Below are 21,952 nucleotides of genomic sequence, written 5' to 3' on the forward strand. Positions count from 1 at the left end.
GGGCGACTGCTTTGAACTGCTTCTGTATGATGTAAGAAATGATAGAACTAGGGAAATGCAAATGACCGAGATGAAAAAGCAGATCATCTGCATTAACTGGGGCACGAAATACGGTCCTCCCTACATCAACCGGCTATATGGCATGTGCGCGCGCAACATCAGCGGCGACTTCACTTTGACATGCTTTACGGACAATCGTGAGGGCATCCGTCCTGAAGTGATCTGTCAGGATTTGCCGCCTAGCAATATTTCGATGCCTCAGTCCAAAGGGAAATGGCCCAAATCGCGGCTGTGGAACAAAACGCTTGAAGGGGTGGATGGTCCAGTCCTCTTTCTTGATCTGGATCTGGTCATCACAGGAAGCCTTGATGGCTTTTTCGAATATGGTGACCCGGACGATGTCATTCTGGCGCGCAATCCGACAACGCCGTTTGAAAAGCTTGGTCAGACCTCGATTTTCCGGTTTCCGGTGGGGAAACTGGCGCCACTGCTTGAGGTTTTTGGCGCCGATCCGCAGGGGGTTGCTGACAAATACACGTTCGAACAGCGGTTTGTGACGCGTAATGCTCCGGGTGGGATCAAATTCTGGCCGAAATCCTGGGTCCGGCATTTCCGTACGCAATGCGTGCCGTTGTTTCCGCTCAATTATTTCATTGCACCCAGATTGCCCCGTGATGCGCGAGTGATCATTTTTCCGGCAACCCCAAATCCGCCAGACGCGCTTTTGGGGCGCTGGGTGCCAGAAGAGGGTGATCGTTCGCGGTGGGAACATATCATGCGGGCCATACGGGGGCCGCGCCACTTCAAGAAACGCTTCCGCCATTTGCGCCGATTTATGTTGCCAACCAAGTGGATCGCAGATCACTGGCGCGAGTAAGGCTTGAAATTTCCATTGGCAAAGTCATCTCAAATCCAAAGAGAAGATAACCAAAGGAAACAAAATGAAAACCGCTCAAGACTACCTCGACGCCGCCAATGCCGTAGTGCCAACGATGGATGCAAAAGAGGCCATCGCGAAACATGCCGAAGGGCAGGGCCTTTTTGTTGACGTGCGCGACAGTGCTGAGATCGACAAGAGCGGCACCATCGCTGGTGCACACCGCGTGCCACGTGGCATGATCGAATTTCGCGCCGATCCGGCAATGGAAGATTTGTATAATCCTATCTTCAAAAAGGATGCCGCGATCTATCTGATCTGTGGTGCAGGAGGGCAGGCTGCCCTTACCGGCAAAACGCTGAAAGATATGGGGTACTCCAACGTCACCAACATTGGCGGTTTCCCGGGATGGAAAGAAGCGGGTGGCCCGACCGAAGCTTAACGCGCTTCGGGCGTGGTTGTCTCGAATGCGTTGAGATAGCCGATCATTTCGGATGATCTGAAGGCAATCATATGATTGCTGGACCAGATATGAGCAGCAAAGCGCGCGTCTTTCAGCGTGGCTTTGCTGCTTGCTGTTAGGGCATGTTGGGGTATCACGGCGCCGAAATGCGTTGCGCTTCGGTTTATCATGCTCGAAAGGCTGAGCAGTCCGTCGTTTTGAGATGCCATTACGACAATCGGATCACGAAGCCCGCCAACATCTTCGCTAATCTGTGCAAACACCTGAACACCAAAGCCCGGCGCAGTGCGTGTACGGATAGCCCCCGAATTCCGATTGAGGATTGGCGGATGTGGCGGGATACTCAACCACGTGAAATTTATGGCCGGGCCGCACCGCGACAATTGCTTCGTCGCAGGACGTGGCGAGGCTGGATTTTTCACACAACATCCGGTCACTAACAGCGCGATTGGTTGCGCATAACACTGTGTTTTGGGCAGCGCCTTCTACTGTTCGGTAGCGCGCTGTGCACCCTGCGCAAGTGATCATGGCAGGGCGATGAGAAGCGCCTTTATCACGAAATTGAACTCAAGCGGGTAAATGGCGCGGGAAGTGTTCGACGATAGGCGGATCAGCTGCCGCGTTTGCCTTTGGGACCGAGTACTCTGAGCACGTCATCAATTATGGCTGGTGTCACAACAGGAATGGTGCGCGAAAAATAGTTCGCAATGCTAACAAGATCAGGGCGTTGATCTTTCGCTGGGCCGGGCATGCAGGACTTTTGAGCGGATTCTGTAACACTGGGCGTTGCGATTCCTTTTTTGATGTTTTGGCAGGCTAACTCATGTCCATATTTAGCCCTGCGTTTGCACAAAGCTTGAGGTCTGTGGGCCAGCAACGTTCCTTCGTCGCAGAAAATACGTAGATGCGCGAACTATTTGAAAAGTGAGCGTCCATTGGCCGAAGCGCACCCGCTAGGCCGCCCGAGCCCTTGCGCTGCGCCCGTAAATCTTCTATACGCGCGCTTGTCTAAGGGGCAGATACAGGTTCCGGGCGAGATATATGGGCAGGGTCGGAGTCTTCCGGCCCTCTTTCTTTATTCCGACCGGATCTTACGACCCAAAGGCCAATTTTCACTCAAGACCGGCGGAGACAACCGCACGGCCAGAAAACACTTCAAAAGGATACGATACGCTACATGGCGAATATGATGGACGAGTTTGAAGCACTCTTGAACGAAAGCTTCGAAATGGACACGCCCGAAGAGGGTTCAGTTGTCAAAGGCAAGGTAATCGCGATTGAAGCGGGCCAAGCCATTATCGACGTAGGCTACAAGATGGAAGGCCGCGTCGAGCTTAAAGAATTTGCCGAGCCAGGCGAAACCCCTAAAGTTGCAGTCGGCGATGAAGTCGAAGTGTTCCTCCGTCAGGTAGAGAACTCTCGCGGCGAAGCTGTTATCTCCCGTGAGATGGCGCGCCGTGAAGAAGCATGGGACCGTCTGGAAAAGGCTTACGCCGCAGAAGAGCGCGTCGATGGCGCAATCTTTGGCCGCGTCAAAGGTGGCTTTACTGTGGATCTTGGCGGCGCTGTTGCGTTCCTGCCCGGTTCTCAGGTTGATGTGCGCCCCGTGCGCGATGCCGGCCCATTGATGGGTCTGAAGCAGCCGTTCCAGGTTCTGAAAATGGACCGTCGCCGTGGTAACATCGTTGTATCGCGTCGTGCGATCCTTGAAGAATCCCGTGCCGAACAGCGTGCCGAAGTTATTGGCAACCTGACCGAAGGTCAGGAAGTTGACGGCGTGGTCAAGAACATCACCGAATACGGTGCGTTCGTGGACCTTGGCGGCGTAGACGGCCTGCTGCACGTGACAGACATGGCGTGGCGCCGTGTGAACCACCCATCCGAGATCCTCGCCATCGGCGAAACGATCAAGGTTCAGGTGATCAAGATCAACAAAGATACACACCGTATCTCCCTTGGTATGAAGCAGCTGCAGGAAGATCCATGGGATCTGGTTGCCGCGAAATACCCACTTGAATCCACCCACACTGGCCGCGTGACCAACATCACCGATTACGGCGCCTTTGTTGAGCTGGAGCCAGGTGTTGAAGGTCTGGTTCACGTGTCCGAGATGTCTTGGACCAAGAAGAACGTACACCCGGGCAAAATCGTGTCTACTTCGCAAGAAGTCGAAGTCATGGTTCTGGAAATCGATGGCGCCAAGCGTCGCGTTTCCCTTGGTCTCAAGCAGACCATGCGCAACCCATGGGAAGTGTTCGCTGAAACACACCCAGAAGGCACCGAAGTTGAAGGCGAAGTCAAAAACATCACCGAATTCGGTCTGTTTGTTGGTCTTCCCGGCGACATCGACGGCATGGTTCACCTCTCTGATCTCTCATGGGACCAGCGCGGCGAAGAAGCGATCCAAGACTACCGCAAAGGTGACATGGTTCAGGCCGTTGTCTCCGAAGTCGACGTCGAGAAAGAGCGTATCTCGCTCTCCATCAAAGGTGTTGGCGGCGACAAGTTCGCAGAAGCAGTGGGCGGCGTGAAGCGCGGTTCCGTTGTGACTGTGACTGTGACCTCCATCGAAGACGGTGGCATCGAAGTGGAATACGAAGGCATGAAAGCCTTCATCCGCCGCTCCGATCTGTCGCGTGACCGTGCCGAGCAGCGCCCAGAGCGTTTCTCTGTTGGCGATAAAGTTGATGTACGCATCACAAACGTCGACACAAAAGCACACCGTCTTGGCGTTTCGATCAAAGCGCGTGAAATCGCGGAAGAGAAAGAAGCCGTGGAGCAGTATGGTTCCTCCGACTCCGGTGCATCGCTTGGCGATATCCTTGGTGCGGCGCTGAAGTCCACCGACGACTAATATCAAAGGGCGTATGCCTTTTGAAAAAAAGAGAGCCCCGCGCAGAAATGCGCGGGGCTTTTTTGATGCGAATCGCTTAGATGCTTATGACGTAACGTCGCGGAATATCAGCGAATTGGATGAGTGAGCTGCCGCAGTTTCGGAAAATGGGCATTATTTTCCCAATTATGCAGCAAATTTTGCGTCTTACGCTAATCCAATCACTTTGCGCAGCGTATGTTCTTTCCTATAGTGGTTGCATAATTACGCAAAAAAAACTGCGGGGGAAAAATATGATCCGGTCCGAATTGATCCAGAAGATCGCAGACGACAATCCACATTTGTATCAACGGGATGTAGAGCGGATCGTGAATACCATATTCGACGAGATAACCACGGCCATGTCGCGTGGTGATCGGGTTGAGCTTCGCGGTTTTGGCGCATTCTCTGTCAAGAAGCGGGATTCGCGGGTAGGTCGCAATCCACGTACCGGTGAGACTGTTCATGTCGAAGAGAAACATGTACCGTTTTTTAAAACGGGGAAGTTGCTCCGTGATCGGCTAAACGGGAAAAGTTAATGCGCTACGTCCGCTATCTATGTATCGCCATCTTTGCGGTGGCTCTTGTATCTGTTGCACTGGCAAACAGGGGAATCGTTTCCCTTCAGGTGTTGCCTGCGGAGGTGTCGGGTCTTTTTGCAATGAATCCGTCGATCCAGTTGCCACTGTTTGTCGTCATCCTGGGCAGCATTCTGGCTGGGCTTTTGGTTGGATTCGTTTGGGAATGGATTCGCGAATACGGCGAGCGCGCCGAAGCGGCGAAGCAAGCGCGCGAAATGCGCCGCCTTCAGCGTGAACTGGACAAGCTTCGCGCAGAAAAGCACCAAGGCAAGGACGAGGTCCTCGCTCTGCTGGATCAAGCCAGCTAAAAACGCATGCCAGCTGACGTATCGGTAAAGATTTGCGGTCTGCGCACGCAGGCAGATGTTGCGGCTGCGGCAAATGCTGGCGCGCGCTATGTCGGCTTTGTATTCTTTCCCAAATCACCGCGCAATTTGACGTTCGAGGCCGCAGCACAGGTTGCAGGCCATGTGCCCATTGGTGTGTGCAAGGTTGCGCTGACGGTGAACGCGGATGACGATATGCTGGATGCGCTTACGCAGACAGTGCCACTGGACATGCTCCAGCTTCACGGCTCTGAAAGCCCCGAGCGTGTGGCACAGGTAAAAGCGCGTTACGGGCTGCCCGTTATGAAAGCAATTGGTGTGGGTGACCGTGCCGATTTGGCGCAGCTTGATCTATATGCAGGGGTGGCTGATCAATTGCTGGTGGATGCCAAACCGCCGAAAGGCGCGGATTTGCCCGGCGGAAACGGTCTGGCCTTTGACTGGCAGCTTTTGGCGGGACGCGTCTGGCGCTGCCCTTGGATGCTGGCGGGGGGGCTTACGCCCGACAACGTTGCAGAGGCGATCCGGCGCACTGGCGCACGACAGGTTGATGTATCATCCGGAGTCGAAAGCAGTCCGGGCGTGAAAGACGCCAAGCTTATTCATGATTTGGTGCAGGCTGCGCTGAGCGCCTGACGAACCAAAGTCTCGGGCAGTCAGGCGGTGTCGGTGCGGGTAACGTGCCCGGTCGCCTCATCTTCCGTTCTCGCATCTTTATCATGCTAAACCTGCGCACGGAATTTGCGCCATCGATGGCGACCTGTCTTGGCTACGAATGCGGCGGGATGCCTTCTTTACCATTGCGCGCTTGGGCGATACTGCTGTTGCCAACAGATTTCCCGAAAGGCAGATGCGCTATGGCAAACGATCTTTTCAACAGTTTCATGACAGGCCCAGACGAAAATGGGCGCTTTGGTGATTTCGGTGGCCGCTTTGTCTCTGAAACATTGATGCCCCTGATTCTCGAACTTCAGGCCGAATACGACAAGGCCAAGACGGATGACAGCTTCTGGGCTGAAATGGACGACCTGTGGGAACATTACGTAGGCCGTCCAAGCCCCCTTTATCACGCCGAGCGCCTGACCGAAGAGCTGGGCGGTGCCAAGATCTATATGAAGCGCGACGAGCTGAACCATACCGGCGCGCATAAGATCAACAACGTGCTTGGACAGATCATCCTGGCGCGCCGGATGGGCAAAAAGCGGATCATCGCTGAAACAGGTGCCGGCCAGCACGGTGTTGCAACCGCGACCGTCTGCGCGAAGTTCGGCCTCAAATGCGTGGTCTACATGGGCGCGCACGACGTAGAGCGTCAGGCCCCCAATGTTTTCCGTATGCGTCTGCTGGGGGCGGAGATCATTCCTGTCACCTCAGGTCGTGGCACGCTAAAGGACGCGATGAACGACGCATTGCGTGACTGGGTGACCAACGTCCGCGATACGTTTTACTGCATCGGCACAGTTGCAGGCCCGCACCCTTATCCAGCTATGGTTCGCGACTTTCAAAGCATTATCGGCAAAGAAGTCCGTACACAGATGGAACGCGCTGAAGGCCGCTTGCCCGATACGCTGATCGCGGCCATCGGTGGCGGCTCCAACGCTATGGGCCTGTTCTACCCCTTCCTTGACGACAAAGAGGTCAACATCATTGGTGTCGAGGCAGGGGGGAAAGGCGTGAACGCCAAGATGGAGCATTGTGCGTCGCTGACCGGCGGTCGCCCCGGCGTGCTGCACGGGAACCGGACATATCTGCTACAAGACGATGACGGCCAAATTCTTGAGGGCTTCTCGATCTCTGCGGGCCTCGATTATCCCGGAATCGGACCTGAACATGCATGGCTGCATGATATTGGCCGCGCAAAATATGTCTCGATCACAGATGTAGAAGCGCTTGCTGCGTTCCAGAAATGTTGTGAGCTTGAGGGTATCATACCGGCGCTAGAGCCATCGCACGCTTTGGCCCATGTTCTGAAGATCGCACCAACCTTGCCGAAAGACCACATCATCTGCATGAACATGTGTGGCCGTGGCGACAAGGATATCTTCACCGTCGCAAAGGCACTTGGCTTTGAGATGGGCGAATTCGCCTAGAACGTTTTTAGCAGGGGCCGTGTGCCCCTGCTATCGCGTGAGCTCGAGAATATCGAAATCACTTTCGTTCACCGGCGCGGGAAACAGCAATCTCGCGCGGGTGTCGGACACACGCTCGAACACAGCAACATCCGGTGTGATTGTCCCGTTGCCCTCAAATGTAGGGTCAAGTTCGGCGTAGCTTTGCGGTGTTCCGCTTGAGACGTACCCGACCCCAAGATAGACAGCGCGGCCGTCCCGCATTTCAATCCGACCCGACGTGCGTTGAGAACCGGAGACTTTTTCAAACGCGACGCCCGTGTTGTCGAGCGTCATGCGGCAGGTGAAGTTGGTGTAAACAACTAACTCGGAAATACCGCCAAGCTTCATCGTGCGGCAGCGCCACTCACCCTGAAGCGACGGATCGAAGGCGACCTGAGGTTTGCCCGACAACGCAGATGTCAGTGCCGCAACATCCTCTGCCTTCCCTCCGGCCAAAGCCCCTAGAACAGCGGTTCCTGCTATACGCTCAAAGCGGTCCAGCCTTGCCTGCTCTTGCGGTATTATGTCCTGCGCAGTTGCGGCGCCGGTGATTAAAGCCAATAGGCAAGCGAAGCGCATTTGCCTCATGCGCCGCTTCCTGTTGCATGCGTGCGCAGAACCTCTAGCGGGACAATTTCCAGCGCGCGGATATGCGTCGCGGCAAGATGCACCTGCGGCGCACAGCCTTCCTCAGCGGCCTGCATGAAACGTCCGGCGCACAGGCACCACGGATCACCGGGTTTGAGCCCGGCAAAGCCGTAGGCAGGGTTTGGGGTGGACAGATCGTTGCCCACGTATTTAGAGAACGCTAGAAACTCTGCCGTCATCACCGCGCAAACGGTGTGGCTTCCTTGATCTGCAGCACATGTGTTGCAATGCCCGTCACGGAAGAAACCTGTCACAGGATCACTGCCACAAAGCGCCAATGTGCCGCCTTCGACGTTGATGCTTTCTTCGGGTTCCATAAGGCTCTCCTTAGATATTGTTTGCGATGATGCGAAAGATTTCGACGTTTTGGTCCGCAACGCCGTCTTCGCGAAACTTGCGGTCTGCCGCGTTTGTGGCGATCACAATGCCCTTCGCACGATTAACATAGACGTACTGGCCGTATATACCACGGGCCATGAATTCACCGGGCACGGACCCTTTCGGGATCCACCACTGATAACCATAGCCGATTTCACCGTCGGCTGTCGGGGCAGAAGCAGTGGTAGAGGCCGCGACCCAGTCTTCGGGTACAATCTGCTGACCGTTGTAAAACCCGTTTTGTAGAAACATCTGGCCCATGCGCGCATAGTCGCGTGTGGTGAGGTTCAGTCCCCCCAAAACGAAAGCGGTGCCAAAGCCGTCCGTTAGATAATATGGTGCATATTCCAACCCCATCGGCGCAATGATTTTCTCGCTCAGTAGCTCTGCAATCGGGCGTCCCGTGGCACCGCGTACGACCATTGAGAGTACATGAGTGTCGATGGACACATATTTCCACCCTGCGCCTGATGCCGCGAACGTCTCGTTCAGGTCAGCAGCAAAATCATCCATGCTACCACCCAGCGCCAGCACCCGGCCCATCCGGTTGATGTCGGATTTCGGATCAAGGTAATCTTCGTCAAAGACGACACCGCTGGCCATATTCAGCACGTTGCGCACGGTAGCGTTGTCGTAAGCGCCATCGCTCAAAGAAGGGGCATATTGAGTGACTCGATCATCAAGCGACGCAATCGCGCCTTCTTCGACCAGCACACCTATCAGAGCCGAAAGATAGCTTTTCGCGACCGACCATGAAATGCGCAGGTCTTCAGCGGTGGTACCCTTGTAGTAACTTTCATGCACGATCTCACCGTTCTTCAGGACAACCAGCGCGGTAACGTCACGGGCTGTGACCCAATCAGAAACCTCGGCTGGCAAGGCCGCATCGGTGCCGTAGGGCAACGCGGTTGTGGGGCCTGTACCTCGTGAGACCGGAGCGGTGAGGAAGGCCGCGTTCATATGGGAGAAATTGCGGACAATTTTCTCTTCGGAGAACAGTGAATTGACCGCAAGCAAACGTGTGATCTGTTCGCGTTGCCATAGGCCGACCGCCACAGCCGCCAGAACCAATACAACGAAGATTCGAACGACCCACTTAACGACGCTGTTCATGCTTTTGCTCCCTGTCTGATGCCGCCCAATCAAACATGCCGGTCAACGACAGGCCAGCGGAATTCAGTGGAGCGTGGCGTCATCATAGTGCCAGTTGATCCAGCGCCCATGGAAGTCAGCACGCCCCAGATCGAAGGTGATGTTTCCGGGCCAAAGCTGCAGGGTTAGGGCTGCGCCCTTGCCGCCTGTCGTATCTCCGTCGCTTTCCATGGATAGCCACCCAAGCGGCCGGTCCCGAGAGGCGCGCGCGCCGGCGGCTTCGATCAGGGCTTTGCCCTTGGCCTGCGCGGCGGCGGGGAAATACTGCCAAGCCACTGAGTGCTGGATGAGATGCAGGCGGCCCTGTGGCGCAGACGCCAGTCGCCGCGACAACCAGTCAATGGCATCACCGGTGTCGATCTGCGCTGTCATGACGGAGGCTGCGGCACGGGTAAGGGACAGACGTTCTGGTTGGTCGGGCCAAAGATAGGCAGTCAAGCGCAGCAGATGATCGCCGCGTTGCGGATCAAGCGGGTTCAGGTCGACACCCGCACGCGCTGCGATCCTCGGCGTCCGCGCAGGGGGCATGGCGCCTGTCCAATCCGGTGTCAGCGTCAGGACGGGCATGTCGGGGCCGAAGCGCGTGCCAGACAGTTCCAGCGCATAATGATCCCACATCAGGTTAAGCCCGCCGCTCGCACCCAGTTCGCTTAGATGCAGGGGCAGGTCAAAATGTGAAACAGCCACCTGCGCGCCCGCAATAAGTGCTGCAGACCGGCGGACTTCGTTCGTTTGGGGCGGGCTGTTGGTCCAGTCATCCAAAAAGGCGGTGTGCGTCTCTAGCGCGTTCAAAACAGCATCCCGCACGGCAGAATCGCTTGGCTGGTTCGGTGGGTAAACCGCAATCAGCCCCGCATCCCTGCGGGTGAGCACCAGTGCGTGCAGGCCTGCTGCTGTGCGCAGCGGCAAAGAATGGCCGGCAGGCCCGATGTCGCCGTCGAACCCTGCAAACTTTTTGGCCAAGGCGCTTTCTTGGGGCCAGTTGTCAGCCAAAACGTTGAGAAGTTGCGCCATGAAAGGGCTGCCAAGTGCGGCGCAGGACAAGGCTTGATGGCGAAACGCCTCAAGCAGGTTCACTTGAAGCGCTCCATCAGCTTTTGCAATGCTGACCGCTCATCCGTGGCTTTTGGTGCCGGTTCGGCCGGTCGGTGATCCGGCGTTGTTGGTAGTTTGGATTTGGCTGGTCCTTTGGTGCCTGTCGATGGGCGGGACGGCGCAGTGCGCAGGCTAACGGCATTCATGAACTTGGCGGTGTCGCCCTCAGCCAGATAGGGCGCGCCGTCGCTGAGGCCGCGCAGGACATCGTCCAGCCATTCGGCATCTGCCTTGGCAAAGTCATGTAGCACGTAGCCCGGCACGCGATCCTTATGCCCAGGATGGCCGATACCCAGTCGCACGCGGGCATAGTCCGGCCCCAGATGGCTGTGGATCGATCGCAGCCCGTTATGACCTGCATGCCCGCCGCCCATTTTGAATTTGACCTTGCCGGGTGCCAGATCAAGCTCATCATGCAGAACAATCACGTCTTCTGGTTCAAGCTTATAAAAGCGCATGGCGGCTGCGACACTGTCACCGGATTTGTTCATGAAGGTTTCGGGGCGCAGTAGTACCGCGCGGGTGCTGCCAAAGCGGCCTTCCGTCACGCTGCCCTGATGCTTGCCTTTCCATGCCGGAAAGCCATAATCCGCAGCCATTTGTTCCACCGCCATAAAGCCGATGTTGTGCCGGTTGCGCGCGTATTTTGCCCCTGGATTTCCGAGACCTACAATCAGTTTCATATGCTGCTCCGTTGCTTGTCCCGCATCATATTGAGCGGGCAGGGCAGCGTCCAGCGGCAGCGTATTTTAAGGCACGCCTGTCTTGATGAAGTGATCGGGACGGAAAGGTAAAAGTTGATCGTCCTCCAGCAGCGGATAGGCTGTGCCGTTGTGTACTGCGCCATCAGCGTTCCAAACAATCTGCATCTGCGCATCCTGCACGCGGTAAACCAATCCGGGGTACCTGCGGGGTTTCACCAGCCGATCGCGGGCATAAGTTGCGACAAACGTAGACCGCTGCGCAACATCACGGTGCTTTAGATGGCGAATGTAAAACGCAATCAAGATCAGCAGCGGCGCTATGGCGCAGAGCAGATCAACAAGCACTGCTTCTGCGCTGTTGGCGGTTAGCCCAAGAAATGTCGAGGGCCGACGTACACTGCGGGCAACGTAGAAAACACCGACAAGATAGGCGAGGGTGGGCGGCGCAAATAACGCCAGCCACGTAACACTGCGCCCCTGCGCCCGCGCAAGTGTACCGCCGATGTCAGGATGGGGTGGAGGCGTTGATTTCATAGTTCAGGATAGGCTCGTAACGTCAACTGAGTAAAGAAAAACGGGGCCGCCCAAAAGAGCGACCCCGTTTCTATCGTTTTGACAAAAGTGTCGAAGATTACTCTTCGCCACCCTCTGTCACTTCTGTTTCGCCTTCTTCGGCGCCATCTTCATCAGCTTCCGCAGAAACGAGACCGGATGGTGCAGAAACCTGAGCGATCACAAAGTCACGATCGATAACCGGCTTGCAGCCTGCTGGCAGTTTGACATTCGAGATTGTCGCGTTGTCGCCGATCTCCAGTTCGGAGATGTCCACAACGATGCTTTCCGGGATGTCGGCCGCGGTCACAACCAGTTCAACTTCTGGACGCACAAGGTTCAGTGTGCCGCCTTTTTTCAGGCCTGGGCACTCCTCTTCACCAGCAACTTCTACGTTGATGAACAGGTTGATCTTTGTGGTGCGCTTGAGGCGCATGAAGTCGACGTGTGTTGGCAGGTCTTTGACAACGTGGCGCTGAACGTCGCGGCAGATGACGCGCACGTCATCGTGGCCTTCGACTTTCAAGTTGAACAAAGTCGCCTTGAAGCGGCCTTTGCGCAGCATGGTCAGCAGTTTGTTGAAATCCAACTGGATCGGCAGCGGGTCAACGTCACCACCAAAAACAATTCCAGGGACCAAACCATCACGGCGTGCCTGACGAGCGGCGCCCTTGCCTGTCCCCGTGCGTTCCTGAACTTCAAGATCTGGGATCTCTCCGGCCATAGTAATTCTCCAATATATCTAGGGCGGGAATCCTCCAAGGCTGTATCCCCGCGTGAAGTCGCGCGTATAGACGGGAATCGGTTTCGGGGAAAGAGTAAATGTAGAGAGATATGAGAAAGCCTGCCGGTCGGGTAGGGGCGCTGCCCCCTTGGCCTTGGCAGGCCAATTCACCCGGGATATTTGCAGCCAAAAGAAATGAGGTCAGGAGCGGGTTTCAAGGTGACCGCCTGCGGCTGTAGCGCGTGCGTGTAGCTCTATTTCATCGGCGTACTGTGCGTCAAAGAAGGCGAGGGTATCAGGAGTGATCGGTGTCGCGACGTGCGGGGATACATTTTGGGGTTTGAAGGTGATATGAGCCGACATGCGTGAGCAGAGCCACCCGCGCAGCACGGGCTGGCTCTCATAGGTGAAGAGGTGCGTGATGCCCAGAACGCCATCCGGTTTTGTCAGAAAGCTGAGTTGGTTGCCGATCCGGGCCCAGTCCGGCGGGGAGGGCGATAAGACAGCCTGAACAAATCCGTCAAAATCAACCGGAAGTGTCGATGCGCGATAGCGATACCAGCTGCGCAAATGCTCCAGCGGCGCGCGGATCACAGCCATTGTTTCGGGCTCCAGAGCATAGGCCTCGCGCAGGAATGGTGCGATTTTTCGATGGTACCTTCCTACGGGTGTGTGCTTGCGGTGCTTGTAAAAGGCAATGTCGGCCCAAGGCTTGAGCGCGACTTCCATCGCGGTCGAGCCGGTTTTGGGTACTGAAAAAAGCACGAGGTTTTGCTCGGAAAAGACGAGCATCAGTCCTGCCAGTCGCCCTCGAACCCTTTGGGTACCAGCAGGTTGTGCCGACCCAGATTTCCTACCTGTGTTTCGCCACAGAGGGCCATTGTTGTATCAAGCTCTTTATGGATCACTTCCAGCGCGCGAGTGACGCCCGCCTGACCCATAGCCCCAAGGCCGTAGATGAAAGCGCGCCCGATATAGGTGCCCTTGGCCCCCATCGCCATCGCCTTGAGCACGTCCTGACCGGAGCGGATGCCACTATCGAGGTGGACTTCGATCTGATCACCAACCGCATCCAGAATCGACGGCAGCATACGGATTGAACTGAGCGCGCCGTCTAGCTGGCGTCCGCCATGGTTGCTAACGATGATCGCGTCGGCGCCCACTTGCAGGGCCATTTTGGCATCCTCGGCATCCAGAATGCCCTTGAGGATCACCTTGCCGCCCCATTGTTCCTTGATTTTGGCAATCTTGGACCAGTCGAGGGTTGGGTCGAATTGCTCTGCTGTCCACGCGCTAAGGTCAGATGCATCGGAGATGTTATCGACATGGCCGACGATATTACCGAACTGGCGGTTCTTGGTTTGCAGCATGTCGATGCCCCAGCGCCACTTTGTCATCAGATTGGCGATGGTAGACGGTGTCAGTTTCGGCGGAGCGGTCAGCCCGTTCTTGATATCTTTGTGACGTTGGCCGAGGATTTGCAAATCCAGCGTGATCACAAGAGCCGAACATTTCGCGGCACGGGCCCGTTCGATCAGGCGGCTGACGTAATCTTCGTCCCGCATGGTATAAAGTTGAAACCAGAAAGGTTTGTTCGTCGCGGAGGCCACGTCTTCGATTGAGTTGATGGACATGGTGGAAAGCGTGAAGGGAACACCGAAAGCTTCTGCCGCGCGGGCTGCCTTCATCTCACCATCAGCATGCTGCATCCCGGTCAGGCCAACAGGGGCCAGCGCCACGGGCATGGCGACATCTTCGCCAATCATCTTTGTGGCTGTGCTGCGCCCCGACATATCAACCGCCACACGCTGGCGTAGACGGATCTGGTCAAAGTCGGAGGTGTTTTCGCGAAAGGTCTGTTCGGTCCAGCTGCCGCTTTCTGCGTAGTCATAAAACATCTTTGGCACGCGGCGGCGGTGAAGGCGTTTGAGGTCGTCGATATTGGTGATGACGGGCATGACAGCTTTCCGGTACTATTGGTCATGTTTGTTTACCAATTTGAGGTGCGCAGATCAACGGTTCAATTTTTATGCTTATGCTTATGCTTATGTTTAGGTCCTAGGCCGGATCGGACTTTTGTTTAGCACGAAGAATGTCTGCTTCATTCCTTGTGAACTTGATTGGACTTGTGATGTCAGGCGCGAGAGTAGTTGCAGTGTAAGGGGTCGCGCCAGAGCCGCCCCACTTGAGTGGTCCAAATCGAAAGTTGTGCATGATTTACCTTTGGTTCATCGAACCGATGGCCTCTGGCGCAGGTGGGCGGTGACCCAATGCACTGTGTGGTCGTTTGGTGTTGTAATTTTTCCTGCAGTTTTCGATGATGATTTGGGCTTCACGCATTGAGTAAAAGATTTTGCCGTTCAGCAATTGGTCTCGCATTCTGCCGTTGAAGCTTTCGCAATAACCGTTTCCCAGGGTGATCCGGGCTCGATGTAGGCAGTTCTTGCCCAACAGCCTTGACCCAACCCCGGACCGCTTCAGCGATGAACTCCGGGCCATTGTCCGACCTGATATAGTTTGGCACGCCGCGCAGGATTAACAGGTCCGTCAACGCATCAATGACTTCTGTCGAGTTCAGTTTCCGTTTCACACGGATCGCCAAACACTCCCGGCTGTGTTCATCCACGATGTTGAGTGTCCTAAAGGCTCTGCCGTCGTCTGTCCGGTGATGCACAAAATCGTACGACCAGACGTGATTGCGATGCTCGGAACGAAAACGGACACACGATCCATCATTGAGCGAGAGCCGCCCCTACTTGGGTTGTCAGTTCGCGGTCTTGGTCAGCACGCCCACGTGTTAACCGTCGCTGCGTGGATCGGTGTTGGCCCAGAACGCGATAAAGCCGTCGCTCAAAAACCTTGAACCATCTACGCACATGATCGATACAGGCCCGCCTGCGCGAGGGCTCAGAAGTTTCCCGATGCGGCCTCCTTTAATGTTAGCTTGTCCAGTGTCAGGTCTGAAACCGCATGCCGCAAGCATTCGTTCTCTTTCTGTAGCCGCTTCGGTTCCTTGAGTTGTTCTGTGCCCATTCCACCGTACTTCTTCTTCCAGTGGTAATAGGTTTGTTCAGTCACACTGATCAGTCTGATTGCATCAATCCGGGCATGGGCCTCTTAATGGCCATCTCTGGTGCTCCGCTTTCCTAACTATAGGGGCGGACCACTTCAAAGGGGGAGCTCAGGGTGACCACTCAGGCTGAGTGAGCGCCGTCGGCCAGTGCTTTTACAAAGGCTAGGATCTCTTGGGTGCTTTTGCCTGCCGCGATCTGGCTGACGATGGCGGAGCCTACTACGACGCCATCAGCCACCTCTGCAATTGTACGGGATTTTTCGGGCGTGTTTACGCCAAACCCTACGACCACGGGCAGTCCAGTTGCCTCACGGATGCGCACAACGGCAGGTGATACATCGCCTGCGTCCGCTTCAGCGGCGCCAGTGATACCTGTGATCGAAACATAGTAGACAAAGCCGGAGGTGTTCTGGGCCACGCGCTTGAGACGGTTGTCATCGGTGGTGGGGGTGGCCAGACGGATAAAGTTCAGCCCTGCTTTTTGTGCCGGCAGGCACAGCTCGCTGTCTTCTTCAGGTGGCAGGTCTACGACGATCAGCCCGTCGATGCCGGCTGCTTTGGCTGCTTCCAGAAAAACTGGCACGCCCATGGAATAGATCGGATTGTAATAGCCCATCAGCACGATTGGTGTGGTGTCATCGTCCTTGCGAAATTCCGTCGCCAGTTGCAGCGTGCGTTTGAGGGTCATGCCGCCGTCCAGCGCGCGCTGTCCAGCCAACTGGATGGTAGGGCCGTCTGCCATTGGATCGGTAAAGGGCAGGCCCAATTCGATGATGTCCACACCGGCCGAAGGCAGCCCGCGCACAATCTCCAGAGAGCGGTCAAAATCCGGATCACCAGCCATTACATAAGAGACAAAAGCTTTTTTGCCCTTGGCCTTGAGGTCAGCGAATTTTGCGTCAATGCGGGTCATAACAGCGGCCTTTTTGAAGTGTTAAAGCTGCAATGCCCAATTCGCGCGTGGAAATCAATGCGCAACGCGCGGAGCAGGGCGCGGTTTCTGCAAAATACCGGACCAGAAATTTCTATTTGCCAGCACGCGGTCATATGCCGCTTACCCTTGCGCAGCGCGCGCGGCTCCCCTAACACGGCGCAAACGCATAAGGGGATACTATCATGGGTTTCAAAATGGGTATCGTGGGTCTGCCAAACGTTGGCAAATCGACGCTTTTCAACGCACTCACCCGGACGGCTGCTGCACAGGCTGCCAACTTCCCTTTTTGCACGATCGAACCGAACGTGGGTGAGGTTGCTGTACCGGACGCCCGTCTTGATAAATTGGCCGAGATCGCTAGCTCAAAATCCATCATACCGACACGCATGACATTTGTAGACATTGCGGGCCTGGTGAAGGGGGCCTCAAAAGGGGAGGGCTTGGGCAACCAGTTCCTTGCCAACATCCGTGAGACAGACGCCATCGCCCATGTGTTGCGCTGTTTTGAAGACGGCGATGTGACCCATGTTGAAGGTCGCGTTGATCCCGTTGCCGATGCCGAAACCATTGACACTGAGCTGATGCTTGCCGACCTGGAAAGCATCGAAAAGCGCCGCGCGGGCCTCGTGCGTAAAATCAAGGGCGGCGATAAAGATGCTGTGCAGCAAGACCGTCTTCTGGCCGCTGCGCAAGCCGCAATTGAGGATGGCAAGCCCGCGCGCACTGTCGAGATCGACGAAGACGACGCCAAAGCGTGGCGGATGCTACAATTGCTGACCACCAAGCCGGTTCTCTATGTTTGTAACGTCGGCGTAGACGATGCGGCCAAAGGCAATGCGCTGTCCGATGCTGTGGCCGAAATGGCCGCGGCCCAGGGTAACTCCGCCGTCGTGATTTCCGCCCAGATCGAAGAAGAAATCAGCCAGCTTGATGCTGAAGACGCCCAGATGTTTCTCGACGACATGAACCTTGAGGAAGCAGGCTTGGACCGGCTGATCCGGGCTGGATACGAACTGCTGCACCTTGAAACCTACTTCACCGTGGGCCCGAAAGAGGCCCGCGCCTGGACCATCAAGCAAGGTACATCTGCACCCAAAGCGGCTGGCGTGATCCACGGTGACTTTGAAAAAGGTTTCATCCGCGCAGAAACCATCGCCTATGATGATTTTGTCAGCTTGGGCGGAGAGGGCCCTGCGAAAGAAGCGGGTAAAATGCGCGCTGAGGGCAAGTCCTATATCGTCAAAGACGGCGACGTGCTGCACTTCTTGTTCAATACTTAAACTAGGCGGGTTGGTTTAGCTGAAAGGCTCCCAATCGCAGAGTTCTCAATTTGTCCCCCTCCCAAAGCCGCTCGGCCGACTTCGGGGGGGATGGCAAATCCTGTTGCTCGCCGATCAAAGTGAGCGACTGGGTCAAATAGCATTGCCAAGCGTTAGTTCATATTGGCACGAGTTCGTCTTGGCTGTTTGCTTTGATAGAGAGCAGCGCATAAAGGTTTTCCATCGTAAGGGTGCTGTAACCGCACCCGCTATCCGAGTGTTCGCAAGACACAAGTCGCTGATAAGTCCTAACCATTGACGTGTTATGGGGTGTGAAAAGACCGGCCTTGAGCGCCTAAATAAATTAGGCCCCAAAACCCCCTTGCTCTCCTTTAAACCCGCCGTTAAACGGGTCAGCGGAGATGTGGCCGAGTGGTCGAAGGCGCTCCCCTGCTAAGGGAGTAGGCCCGGAAGGGTCTCGAGGGTTCGAATCCCTTCGTCTCCGCCACTACGGCCCCTAGCGCGCTCTATATCTTTATAATAATTTCAGAAAACTTCCTATCCACCATCCTACCCGGCAAAAAGAACTTCTTGATAGTGAACCTGTCAGGCACCTTTTTAGTCGGCAAACATAACTAAGAGCTCTCTATTTCTTGCTACAGAAAGCGGCTTGCGAATCTTTCCATCCGCATCCTTAAAACTGCCGTCTTCTCCCAAAGTAATCACCTCTCCTTGAGAAATGAATGCCAGTTCTTCAAGCCCCGTGTTGAACCCGATACGAGAAATCAACTGAACCTAGATGGAAATTAGACCGATCTCTGCGTCTGGATAAATATAGCATCACCCACCTCGAATTTGAAATTCTTGAAGTCCACCGATTCCGACATTGAGTTACCTTTATATTTGTAACCGCTCATTGTGCCCTACACTTCGAGCCTACCGACATGAGCCTATTGCAATTTTCTTTGCGCGTCGCGCGCTTGATATCTTTGACGATCGTCTCGCCGGGGCTCTTCGTTGTCTTTCTCATTGTTCACTCCTCAGTGGTTACGATGAGCAACAAACCTTCTCTTAGCAAATAACGCTATTTGGACCCATAGGCGCTGACGTCAGACAGCGCTTCTGGAGCAACGGACGATGGCGTCAGGCAGACTTTGACGCCATCGCATCTTCTTTTCGTTCGGTTGGGAAGAAGCTGTAGTAGAACACAGGAGCAGCGATGAGGGTCAGGATCGAGGCAAAGCCCAAGCCGCCCATGATCGTAACTGCCATAGAGGCAAAGAAAGCATCCGACAGCAATGGGATCATACCAAGGATTGTCGTTGCTGCGGCCAGTACCACAGGGCGCAAGCGCGAAGTTGACGCATCAAGGATTGCCTCGCGAAATGGCACGCCATCTGCGCGCACAAGGTCGATCTCTTCGACAAGCACGATCCCGTTTTTGATCAGCATACCTGATAGGCTGAGTAGCCCCAAAAGTGCCGTGAACGAGAAGGGCAGATCCGTGCCCAGAAGCCCCAGAGCAACGCCATTCACGCTCATCGGGACGAGTAGCCAGATGATCAATGGCTGCCGGATTCTCCCAAACAGCAGGACCGAAATCAGCACCATGATGATAAGCGACAAGGGTAGCTGGCCACCAAGGGAGGCCTGCGCGTCGGTAGAGCTTTCGTATTCGCCACCCCATTCCAGCGTGTAGCCTTCGGGCAGGTCAACGGCTTCGATTGCACCGCGAATCTGGTTGAACACAGCCGAGGCGTTCACGCCTGCAGGGACGCCGGCCTGAAGGGTGATTGTCGGCACCCGATCGCGGCGGACAAGGAAGGTATTCTGCGCCTCCCATCCGAAACCGTCCACAATCTGGGCAACCGGAATATAGGTAGCGGCAGCATCCGAGTAGACCGGCAGATCAGCCAGATGCGCGCCGCCTTCGTTTGCAGCGCTGTCGGAGCGCATGATGATCGGGATAAGGCGGTCTTCCTCCCGATAATACCCGACCTGAATTCCGTCTGTGCCAAACTGTAATGCCTGGGCCAGATCATCGCGGCCAACACCGGCCGCTTTTGCACGCTCGTCAGCAAATTGTGGCACAATCACAAACTCGCGTTCGCGCCAGTCAGTGCGAAGGTCTTGCAGCTGGTTCGAAGCCCCCCGCAGGGCTTTTTCGGCTTCCAGCGCCAAAGACCGCAAAACCACAGGATCAGGGCCGGAAAACCGCGCTGCAATAGGTGCGCCGCCACCGGGGCCGAACGCCAGCCGTTCGGTGCGGAATTCACCTGATGTCAGCGTGGACCTGCCAAAGGCTTCAAGATCAGCGCGCAAAGGCGGAATTTGTTCAAGCGTGTCGGTCCGGATGATCAGGTGACCATAGGTGGGTAGGGCTTCCTCGGGTGCGTAGGTGAGCATAAAGCGTGTCGCGCCGCCGCCGATGAAGGTTGCTACCGACTTTACTTCGTCACGATCTGCCAGCCAGTTCTCCAGCACTTGCATGTCTTCGGACACGCGGTGGATACTGGCCCCTTGGGGCAGCTTGTAGTGCACGTAGAACAGGGGCGTGTTGCTGTCGGGGAAAAACTGCTGCTTTACCTGACCAAACCCGATGTAGCACAAAACCGTGATCGCCAGCAGCCCAAGTATCACCAGATAGCGCAGTTTCAACGCAACAGAGAGCACGCTGCGGTAGGCCCGAAACATCGGGCCGCTATAGTGGTCAGCACCTTGCGAGGTGCCTACCTTGAAAAAGTAATGCGCAAGCAAAGGGGTCGCAGTGATGGCAAGCACCCATGAAAGAAGCAGCGAAATCCCGATCACAGCAAACAGCGAGAACAGGAATTCACCGGTCGCATCAGGGCTAAGCCCGATACCTGCAAAGGCCATGATACCGATGACTGTCGCCCCCAGTAGCGGTGTTTGCGTCTTGGTGGCCACATCTTCGGCAGCGTCGCGTGCGTTTTTGCCCTGCGCCATGTCCCCCTGCATGCCCTCGGCCACCACAATGGCGTTATCGACCAACATCCCCATGGCAATGATCAGCGCGCCGAGCGATATCCGCTCCATTTCAATTCCGAATATGGCCATCATAAAGATGGTGCCTACCACCGTGAGCAATAGCGTAACGCCTACAACCACAGCAGCACGCCAACCCATGAAAAGCGCAAGCACAATCACCACGATTGCGACGGACATCGCGAGGTTCAGAAGGAAGGCATTGGATGCTTCATCCACCACAACGTGCTGTTGGTAGATCGGGTGCATCTCTACGCCCGCTGGCACATCGCGCATGATTTCTGCCAGACGTGCGTCCACACGATCTCCGACATCAACAATGTTCAGGTCTGCCTTGCCGGCAACGCCCAGAGTGAACGCTTCCTCACCCTGAAACCGGATGATCTCGGTCGGTTCTTTCACGCGGTCACGCTTGACCGAGGCAAGGTCGAGCAGGTCGATCACATCGCCACCGATTCCGATCGTTAGATTGGCGATTTCGTCCACTGTGTCAGACCCTTCGGGGGCCTGAATGCGAATGTCTTGCCCGTTTTGCACAATACTGCCGGACGTCGTTCGCGAATCCGTGTTGGCCAGTGCCCCCGCGATGGCTGAGGGGCCTATGCCAAGGTTGGTCATGATCGAAGTGCTTGCATCTACATAAATCGCCTCGGAGGGGAGGCCGGCAACGGCCACATCTGCTACACCGTCCACTGCCAGCAACTCGCGCCGGAGATATTCCGAGATGTTATGCACTTCGGCATCGGTGAAGCCGGGTGCAGTGACAGCGTAGAAAACGCCAAACACGTCGCCAAAGTTGTCATTGACGATAGGTGTGCCAGCTTCGGGAGGCAGGCTTCGTTCGGCATCGGCCACGCGGTTGCGCAGTTTTGTCCAGATCGCCGGCAATTCGGTGCCGTCAAAGGTTGATTCAATGTTCACCGAAATGCGGCTGACGCCGGGTTTGTTGGATGAGGTGATAAAATCGATCTCACCCATCTTCTGGATCTCGGATTCGATGGGCTCGGACACCTCTCGCGCCACCTGTTCGGCAGTTGCGCCGGGGTATTGCGTGATGATGATTGCATTCTTGATGGTGAAGGACGGGTCTTCGAGGCGGCCGATCGTGGCAAAACCCCAGATGCCGCCCAACAGGCAGACCAGCATCAGGATCCAGGTGATCAGCGCTTTGTCGATAGAGGCGCGCGCGATGGACAT

The 21,952-nt window shown here is 55.8% G+C and carries 20 protein-coding genes, 1 tRNA gene and 1 pseudogene; 9 read left to right on the top strand and 13 right to left on the bottom strand.

What is annotated here, in order from left to right; genetic code table 11:
- Nucleotides 1-70 precede the first annotated feature (70 nt).
- Nucleotides 71-877, top strand: a complete 807-nt coding sequence (locus tag K3757_RS04480; RefSeq protein ID WP_260001180.1) for a glycosyl transferase — start codon at nt 71-73, stop codon at nt 875-877.
- A 64-nt stretch (nt 878-941) separates the two neighbouring features.
- On the top strand, nt 942-1,319 hold the full coding sequence (locus tag K3757_RS04485; protein ID WP_259999772.1) for a rhodanese-like domain-containing protein: 378 nt from the start codon (nt 942-944) through the stop codon (nt 1,317-1,319).
- Here K3757_RS04485 and K3757_RS19085 read toward each other — a convergent pair.
- The gene (locus K3757_RS19085) at nt 1,316-1,777 is read right to left on the bottom strand and encodes an alpha/beta hydrolase (RefSeq protein ID WP_409202569.1); all 462 of its coding nucleotides are present in this window, start codon (nt 1,775-1,777) and stop codon (nt 1,316-1,318) included. The two genes, K3757_RS04485 and K3757_RS19085, sit on opposite strands and share 4 nt — an antisense overlap.
- 740 nt (nt 1,778-2,517) lie before the next feature.
- Here K3757_RS19085 and rpsA point away from each other — a divergent pair.
- From rpsA to trpB, 5 genes are all read left to right on the top strand, one after another.
- Entirely contained in the window at nt 2,518-4,194 is a 1,677-nt protein-coding gene (gene rpsA, locus K3757_RS04495; RefSeq protein ID WP_259999774.1) for a 30S ribosomal protein S1, read from the top strand.
- A gap of 272 nt (nt 4,195-4,466) precedes the next feature.
- The gene (ihfB, locus tag K3757_RS04500) at nt 4,467-4,751 is read left to right on the top strand and encodes an integration host factor subunit beta (RefSeq protein ID WP_259999775.1); all 285 of its coding nucleotides are present in this window, start codon (nt 4,467-4,469) and stop codon (nt 4,749-4,751) included.
- Nucleotides 4,751-5,101 (top strand): LapA family protein, encoded by a 351-nt coding sequence (locus tag K3757_RS04505; protein ID WP_259999776.1) that lies wholly within the window; start codon nt 4,751-4,753, stop codon nt 5,099-5,101. Before ihfB ends, K3757_RS04505 begins: the two co-directional genes overlap by 1 nt.
- 6 nt (nt 5,102-5,107) lie before the next feature.
- Nucleotides 5,108-5,755, top strand: coding sequence for a phosphoribosylanthranilate isomerase (locus K3757_RS04510; RefSeq protein WP_259999777.1), 648 nt, complete (start codon nt 5,108-5,110; stop codon nt 5,753-5,755).
- Between the two features lie 221 nt (nt 5,756-5,976).
- Nucleotides 5,977-7,209 (top strand): tryptophan synthase subunit beta, encoded by a 1,233-nt coding sequence (gene trpB / locus K3757_RS04515; RefSeq protein WP_259999778.1) that lies wholly within the window; start codon nt 5,977-5,979, stop codon nt 7,207-7,209.
- A gap of 30 nt (nt 7,210-7,239) precedes the next feature.
- Here the strand turns inward: trpB and K3757_RS04520 are convergent, their stop codons facing one another.
- From K3757_RS04520 to trpA, 11 genes and pseudogenes are all read right to left on the bottom strand, one after another.
- Nucleotides 7,240-7,818 carry a DUF4893 domain-containing protein gene (locus K3757_RS04520; RefSeq protein ID WP_259999779.1) on the bottom strand — a complete coding sequence of 193 codons (579 nt, stop codon included), beginning with the start codon at nt 7,816-7,818 and terminating at the stop codon, nt 7,240-7,242.
- Nucleotides 7,815-8,195, bottom strand: a complete 381-nt coding sequence (locus K3757_RS04525; RefSeq protein ID WP_259999780.1) for a DUF2237 family protein — start codon at nt 8,193-8,195, stop codon at nt 7,815-7,817. Before K3757_RS04525 ends, K3757_RS04520 begins: the two co-directional genes overlap by 4 nt.
- A 10-nt stretch (nt 8,196-8,205) precedes the next feature.
- Nucleotides 8,206-9,369, bottom strand: coding sequence for a serine hydrolase (locus K3757_RS04530; RefSeq protein ID WP_259999781.1), 1,164 nt, complete (start codon nt 9,367-9,369; stop codon nt 8,206-8,208).
- Between the two features lie 63 nt (nt 9,370-9,432).
- Entirely contained in the window at nt 9,433-10,485 is a 1,053-nt protein-coding gene (locus K3757_RS04535; RefSeq protein ID WP_259999782.1) for a DUF2332 domain-containing protein, read from the bottom strand.
- On the bottom strand, nt 10,482-11,186 hold the full coding sequence (gene pth / locus K3757_RS04540; protein ID WP_259999783.1) for an aminoacyl-tRNA hydrolase: 705 nt from the start codon (nt 11,184-11,186) through the stop codon (nt 10,482-10,484). Before pth ends, K3757_RS04535 begins: the two co-directional genes overlap by 4 nt.
- A 66-nt stretch (nt 11,187-11,252) precedes the next feature.
- A complete protein-coding gene (locus K3757_RS04545; RefSeq protein ID WP_259999784.1) occupies nt 11,253-11,741 on the bottom strand; it encodes a hypothetical protein in 489 nt (162 codons plus the stop codon).
- A 97-nt stretch (nt 11,742-11,838) separates the two neighbouring features.
- Entirely contained in the window at nt 11,839-12,483 is a 645-nt protein-coding gene (locus tag K3757_RS04550) for a 50S ribosomal protein L25/general stress protein Ctc (protein ID WP_259999785.1), read from the bottom strand.
- Between the two features lie 201 nt (nt 12,484-12,684).
- On the bottom strand, nt 12,685-13,248 hold the full coding sequence (locus K3757_RS04555; protein ID WP_259999786.1) for a hypothetical protein: 564 nt from the start codon (nt 13,246-13,248) through the stop codon (nt 12,685-12,687).
- A 26-nt stretch (nt 13,249-13,274) separates the two neighbouring features.
- Nucleotides 13,275-14,441, bottom strand: coding sequence for an alpha-hydroxy acid oxidase (locus K3757_RS04560; protein WP_259999787.1), 1,167 nt, complete (start codon nt 14,439-14,441; stop codon nt 13,275-13,277).
- Nucleotides 14,442-14,700: 259 nt separating this feature from the next.
- A pseudogene (locus tag K3757_RS04565) lies at nt 14,701-15,582 on the bottom strand (IS3 family transposase); the annotation flags it as partial.
- 95 nt (nt 15,583-15,677) lie between these two features.
- The gene (trpA, locus tag K3757_RS04570) at nt 15,678-16,469 is read right to left on the bottom strand and encodes a tryptophan synthase subunit alpha (protein ID WP_259999788.1); all 792 of its coding nucleotides are present in this window, start codon (nt 16,467-16,469) and stop codon (nt 15,678-15,680) included.
- 203 nt (nt 16,470-16,672) lie between these two features.
- Here trpA and ychF point away from each other — a divergent pair, with 203 nt between their 5' ends.
- Nucleotides 16,673-17,770 carry a redox-regulated ATPase YchF gene (gene ychF, locus K3757_RS04575; protein WP_259999789.1) on the top strand — a complete coding sequence of 366 codons (1,098 nt, stop codon included), beginning with the start codon at nt 16,673-16,675 and terminating at the stop codon, nt 17,768-17,770.
- A gap of 397 nt (nt 17,771-18,167) precedes the next feature.
- Nucleotides 18,168-18,257, top strand: a tRNA-Ser gene (locus tag K3757_RS04580).
- Between the two features lie 635 nt (nt 18,258-18,892).
- Here K3757_RS04580 and K3757_RS04585 read toward each other — a convergent pair.
- Nucleotides 18,893-21,952: an efflux RND transporter permease subunit gene (locus tag K3757_RS04585; protein ID WP_259999790.1), complete on the bottom strand. Its 3,060-nt coding sequence runs from the start codon at nt 21,950-21,952 to the stop codon at nt 18,893-18,895.

Source organism: Sulfitobacter sp. S223 (genome assembly GCF_025143825.1).
Lineage (GTDB): Bacteria > Pseudomonadota > Alphaproteobacteria > Rhodobacterales > Rhodobacteraceae > Sulfitobacter.

Coding starts and splice junctions, on each gene's coding strand:
- ihfB (WP_259999775.1), top strand. CDS start 4,467: ATGATCCGGTCCGAATTGATCCAGAAGATCGCAGACGACAATCCACAT.
- K3757_RS04585 (WP_259999790.1), bottom strand. CDS start 21,952: ATGTCCATCGCGCGCGCCTCTATCGACAAAGCGCTGATCACCTGGATC.
- trpB (WP_259999778.1), top strand. CDS start 5,977: ATGGCAAACGATCTTTTCAACAGTTTCATGACAGGCCCAGACGAAAAT.
- K3757_RS04530 (WP_259999781.1), bottom strand. CDS start 9,369: ATGAACAGCGTCGTTAAGTGGGTCGTTCGAATCTTCGTTGTATTGGTT.
- K3757_RS04510 (WP_259999777.1), top strand. CDS start 5,108: ATGCCAGCTGACGTATCGGTAAAGATTTGCGGTCTGCGCACGCAGGCA.
- K3757_RS04550 (WP_259999785.1), bottom strand. CDS start 12,483: ATGGCCGGAGAGATCCCAGATCTTGAAGTTCAGGAACGCACGGGGACA.
- rpsA (WP_259999774.1), top strand. CDS start 2,518: ATGGCGAATATGATGGACGAGTTTGAAGCACTCTTGAACGAAAGCTTC.
- K3757_RS04560 (WP_259999787.1), bottom strand. CDS start 14,441: ATGCCCGTCATCACCAATATCGACGACCTCAAACGCCTTCACCGCCGC.
- K3757_RS04520 (WP_259999779.1), bottom strand. CDS start 7,818: ATGAGGCAAATGCGCTTCGCTTGCCTATTGGCTTTAATCACCGGCGCC.
- K3757_RS04505 (WP_259999776.1), top strand. CDS start 4,751: ATGCGCTACGTCCGCTATCTATGTATCGCCATCTTTGCGGTGGCTCTT.
- K3757_RS04480 (WP_260001180.1), top strand. CDS start 71: ATGAAAAAGCAGATCATCTGCATTAACTGGGGCACGAAATACGGTCCT.
- K3757_RS04545 (WP_259999784.1), bottom strand. CDS start 11,741: ATGAAATCAACGCCTCCACCCCATCCTGACATCGGCGGTACACTTGCG.
- ychF (WP_259999789.1), top strand. CDS start 16,673: ATGGGTTTCAAAATGGGTATCGTGGGTCTGCCAAACGTTGGCAAATCG.
- pth (WP_259999783.1), bottom strand. CDS start 11,186: ATGAAACTGATTGTAGGTCTCGGAAATCCAGGGGCAAAATACGCGCGC.
- trpA (WP_259999788.1), bottom strand. CDS start 16,469: ATGACCCGCATTGACGCAAAATTCGCTGACCTCAAGGCCAAGGGCAAA.
- K3757_RS04485 (WP_259999772.1), top strand. CDS start 942: ATGAAAACCGCTCAAGACTACCTCGACGCCGCCAATGCCGTAGTGCCA.
- K3757_RS04525 (WP_259999780.1), bottom strand. CDS start 8,195: ATGGAACCCGAAGAAAGCATCAACGTCGAAGGCGGCACATTGGCGCTT.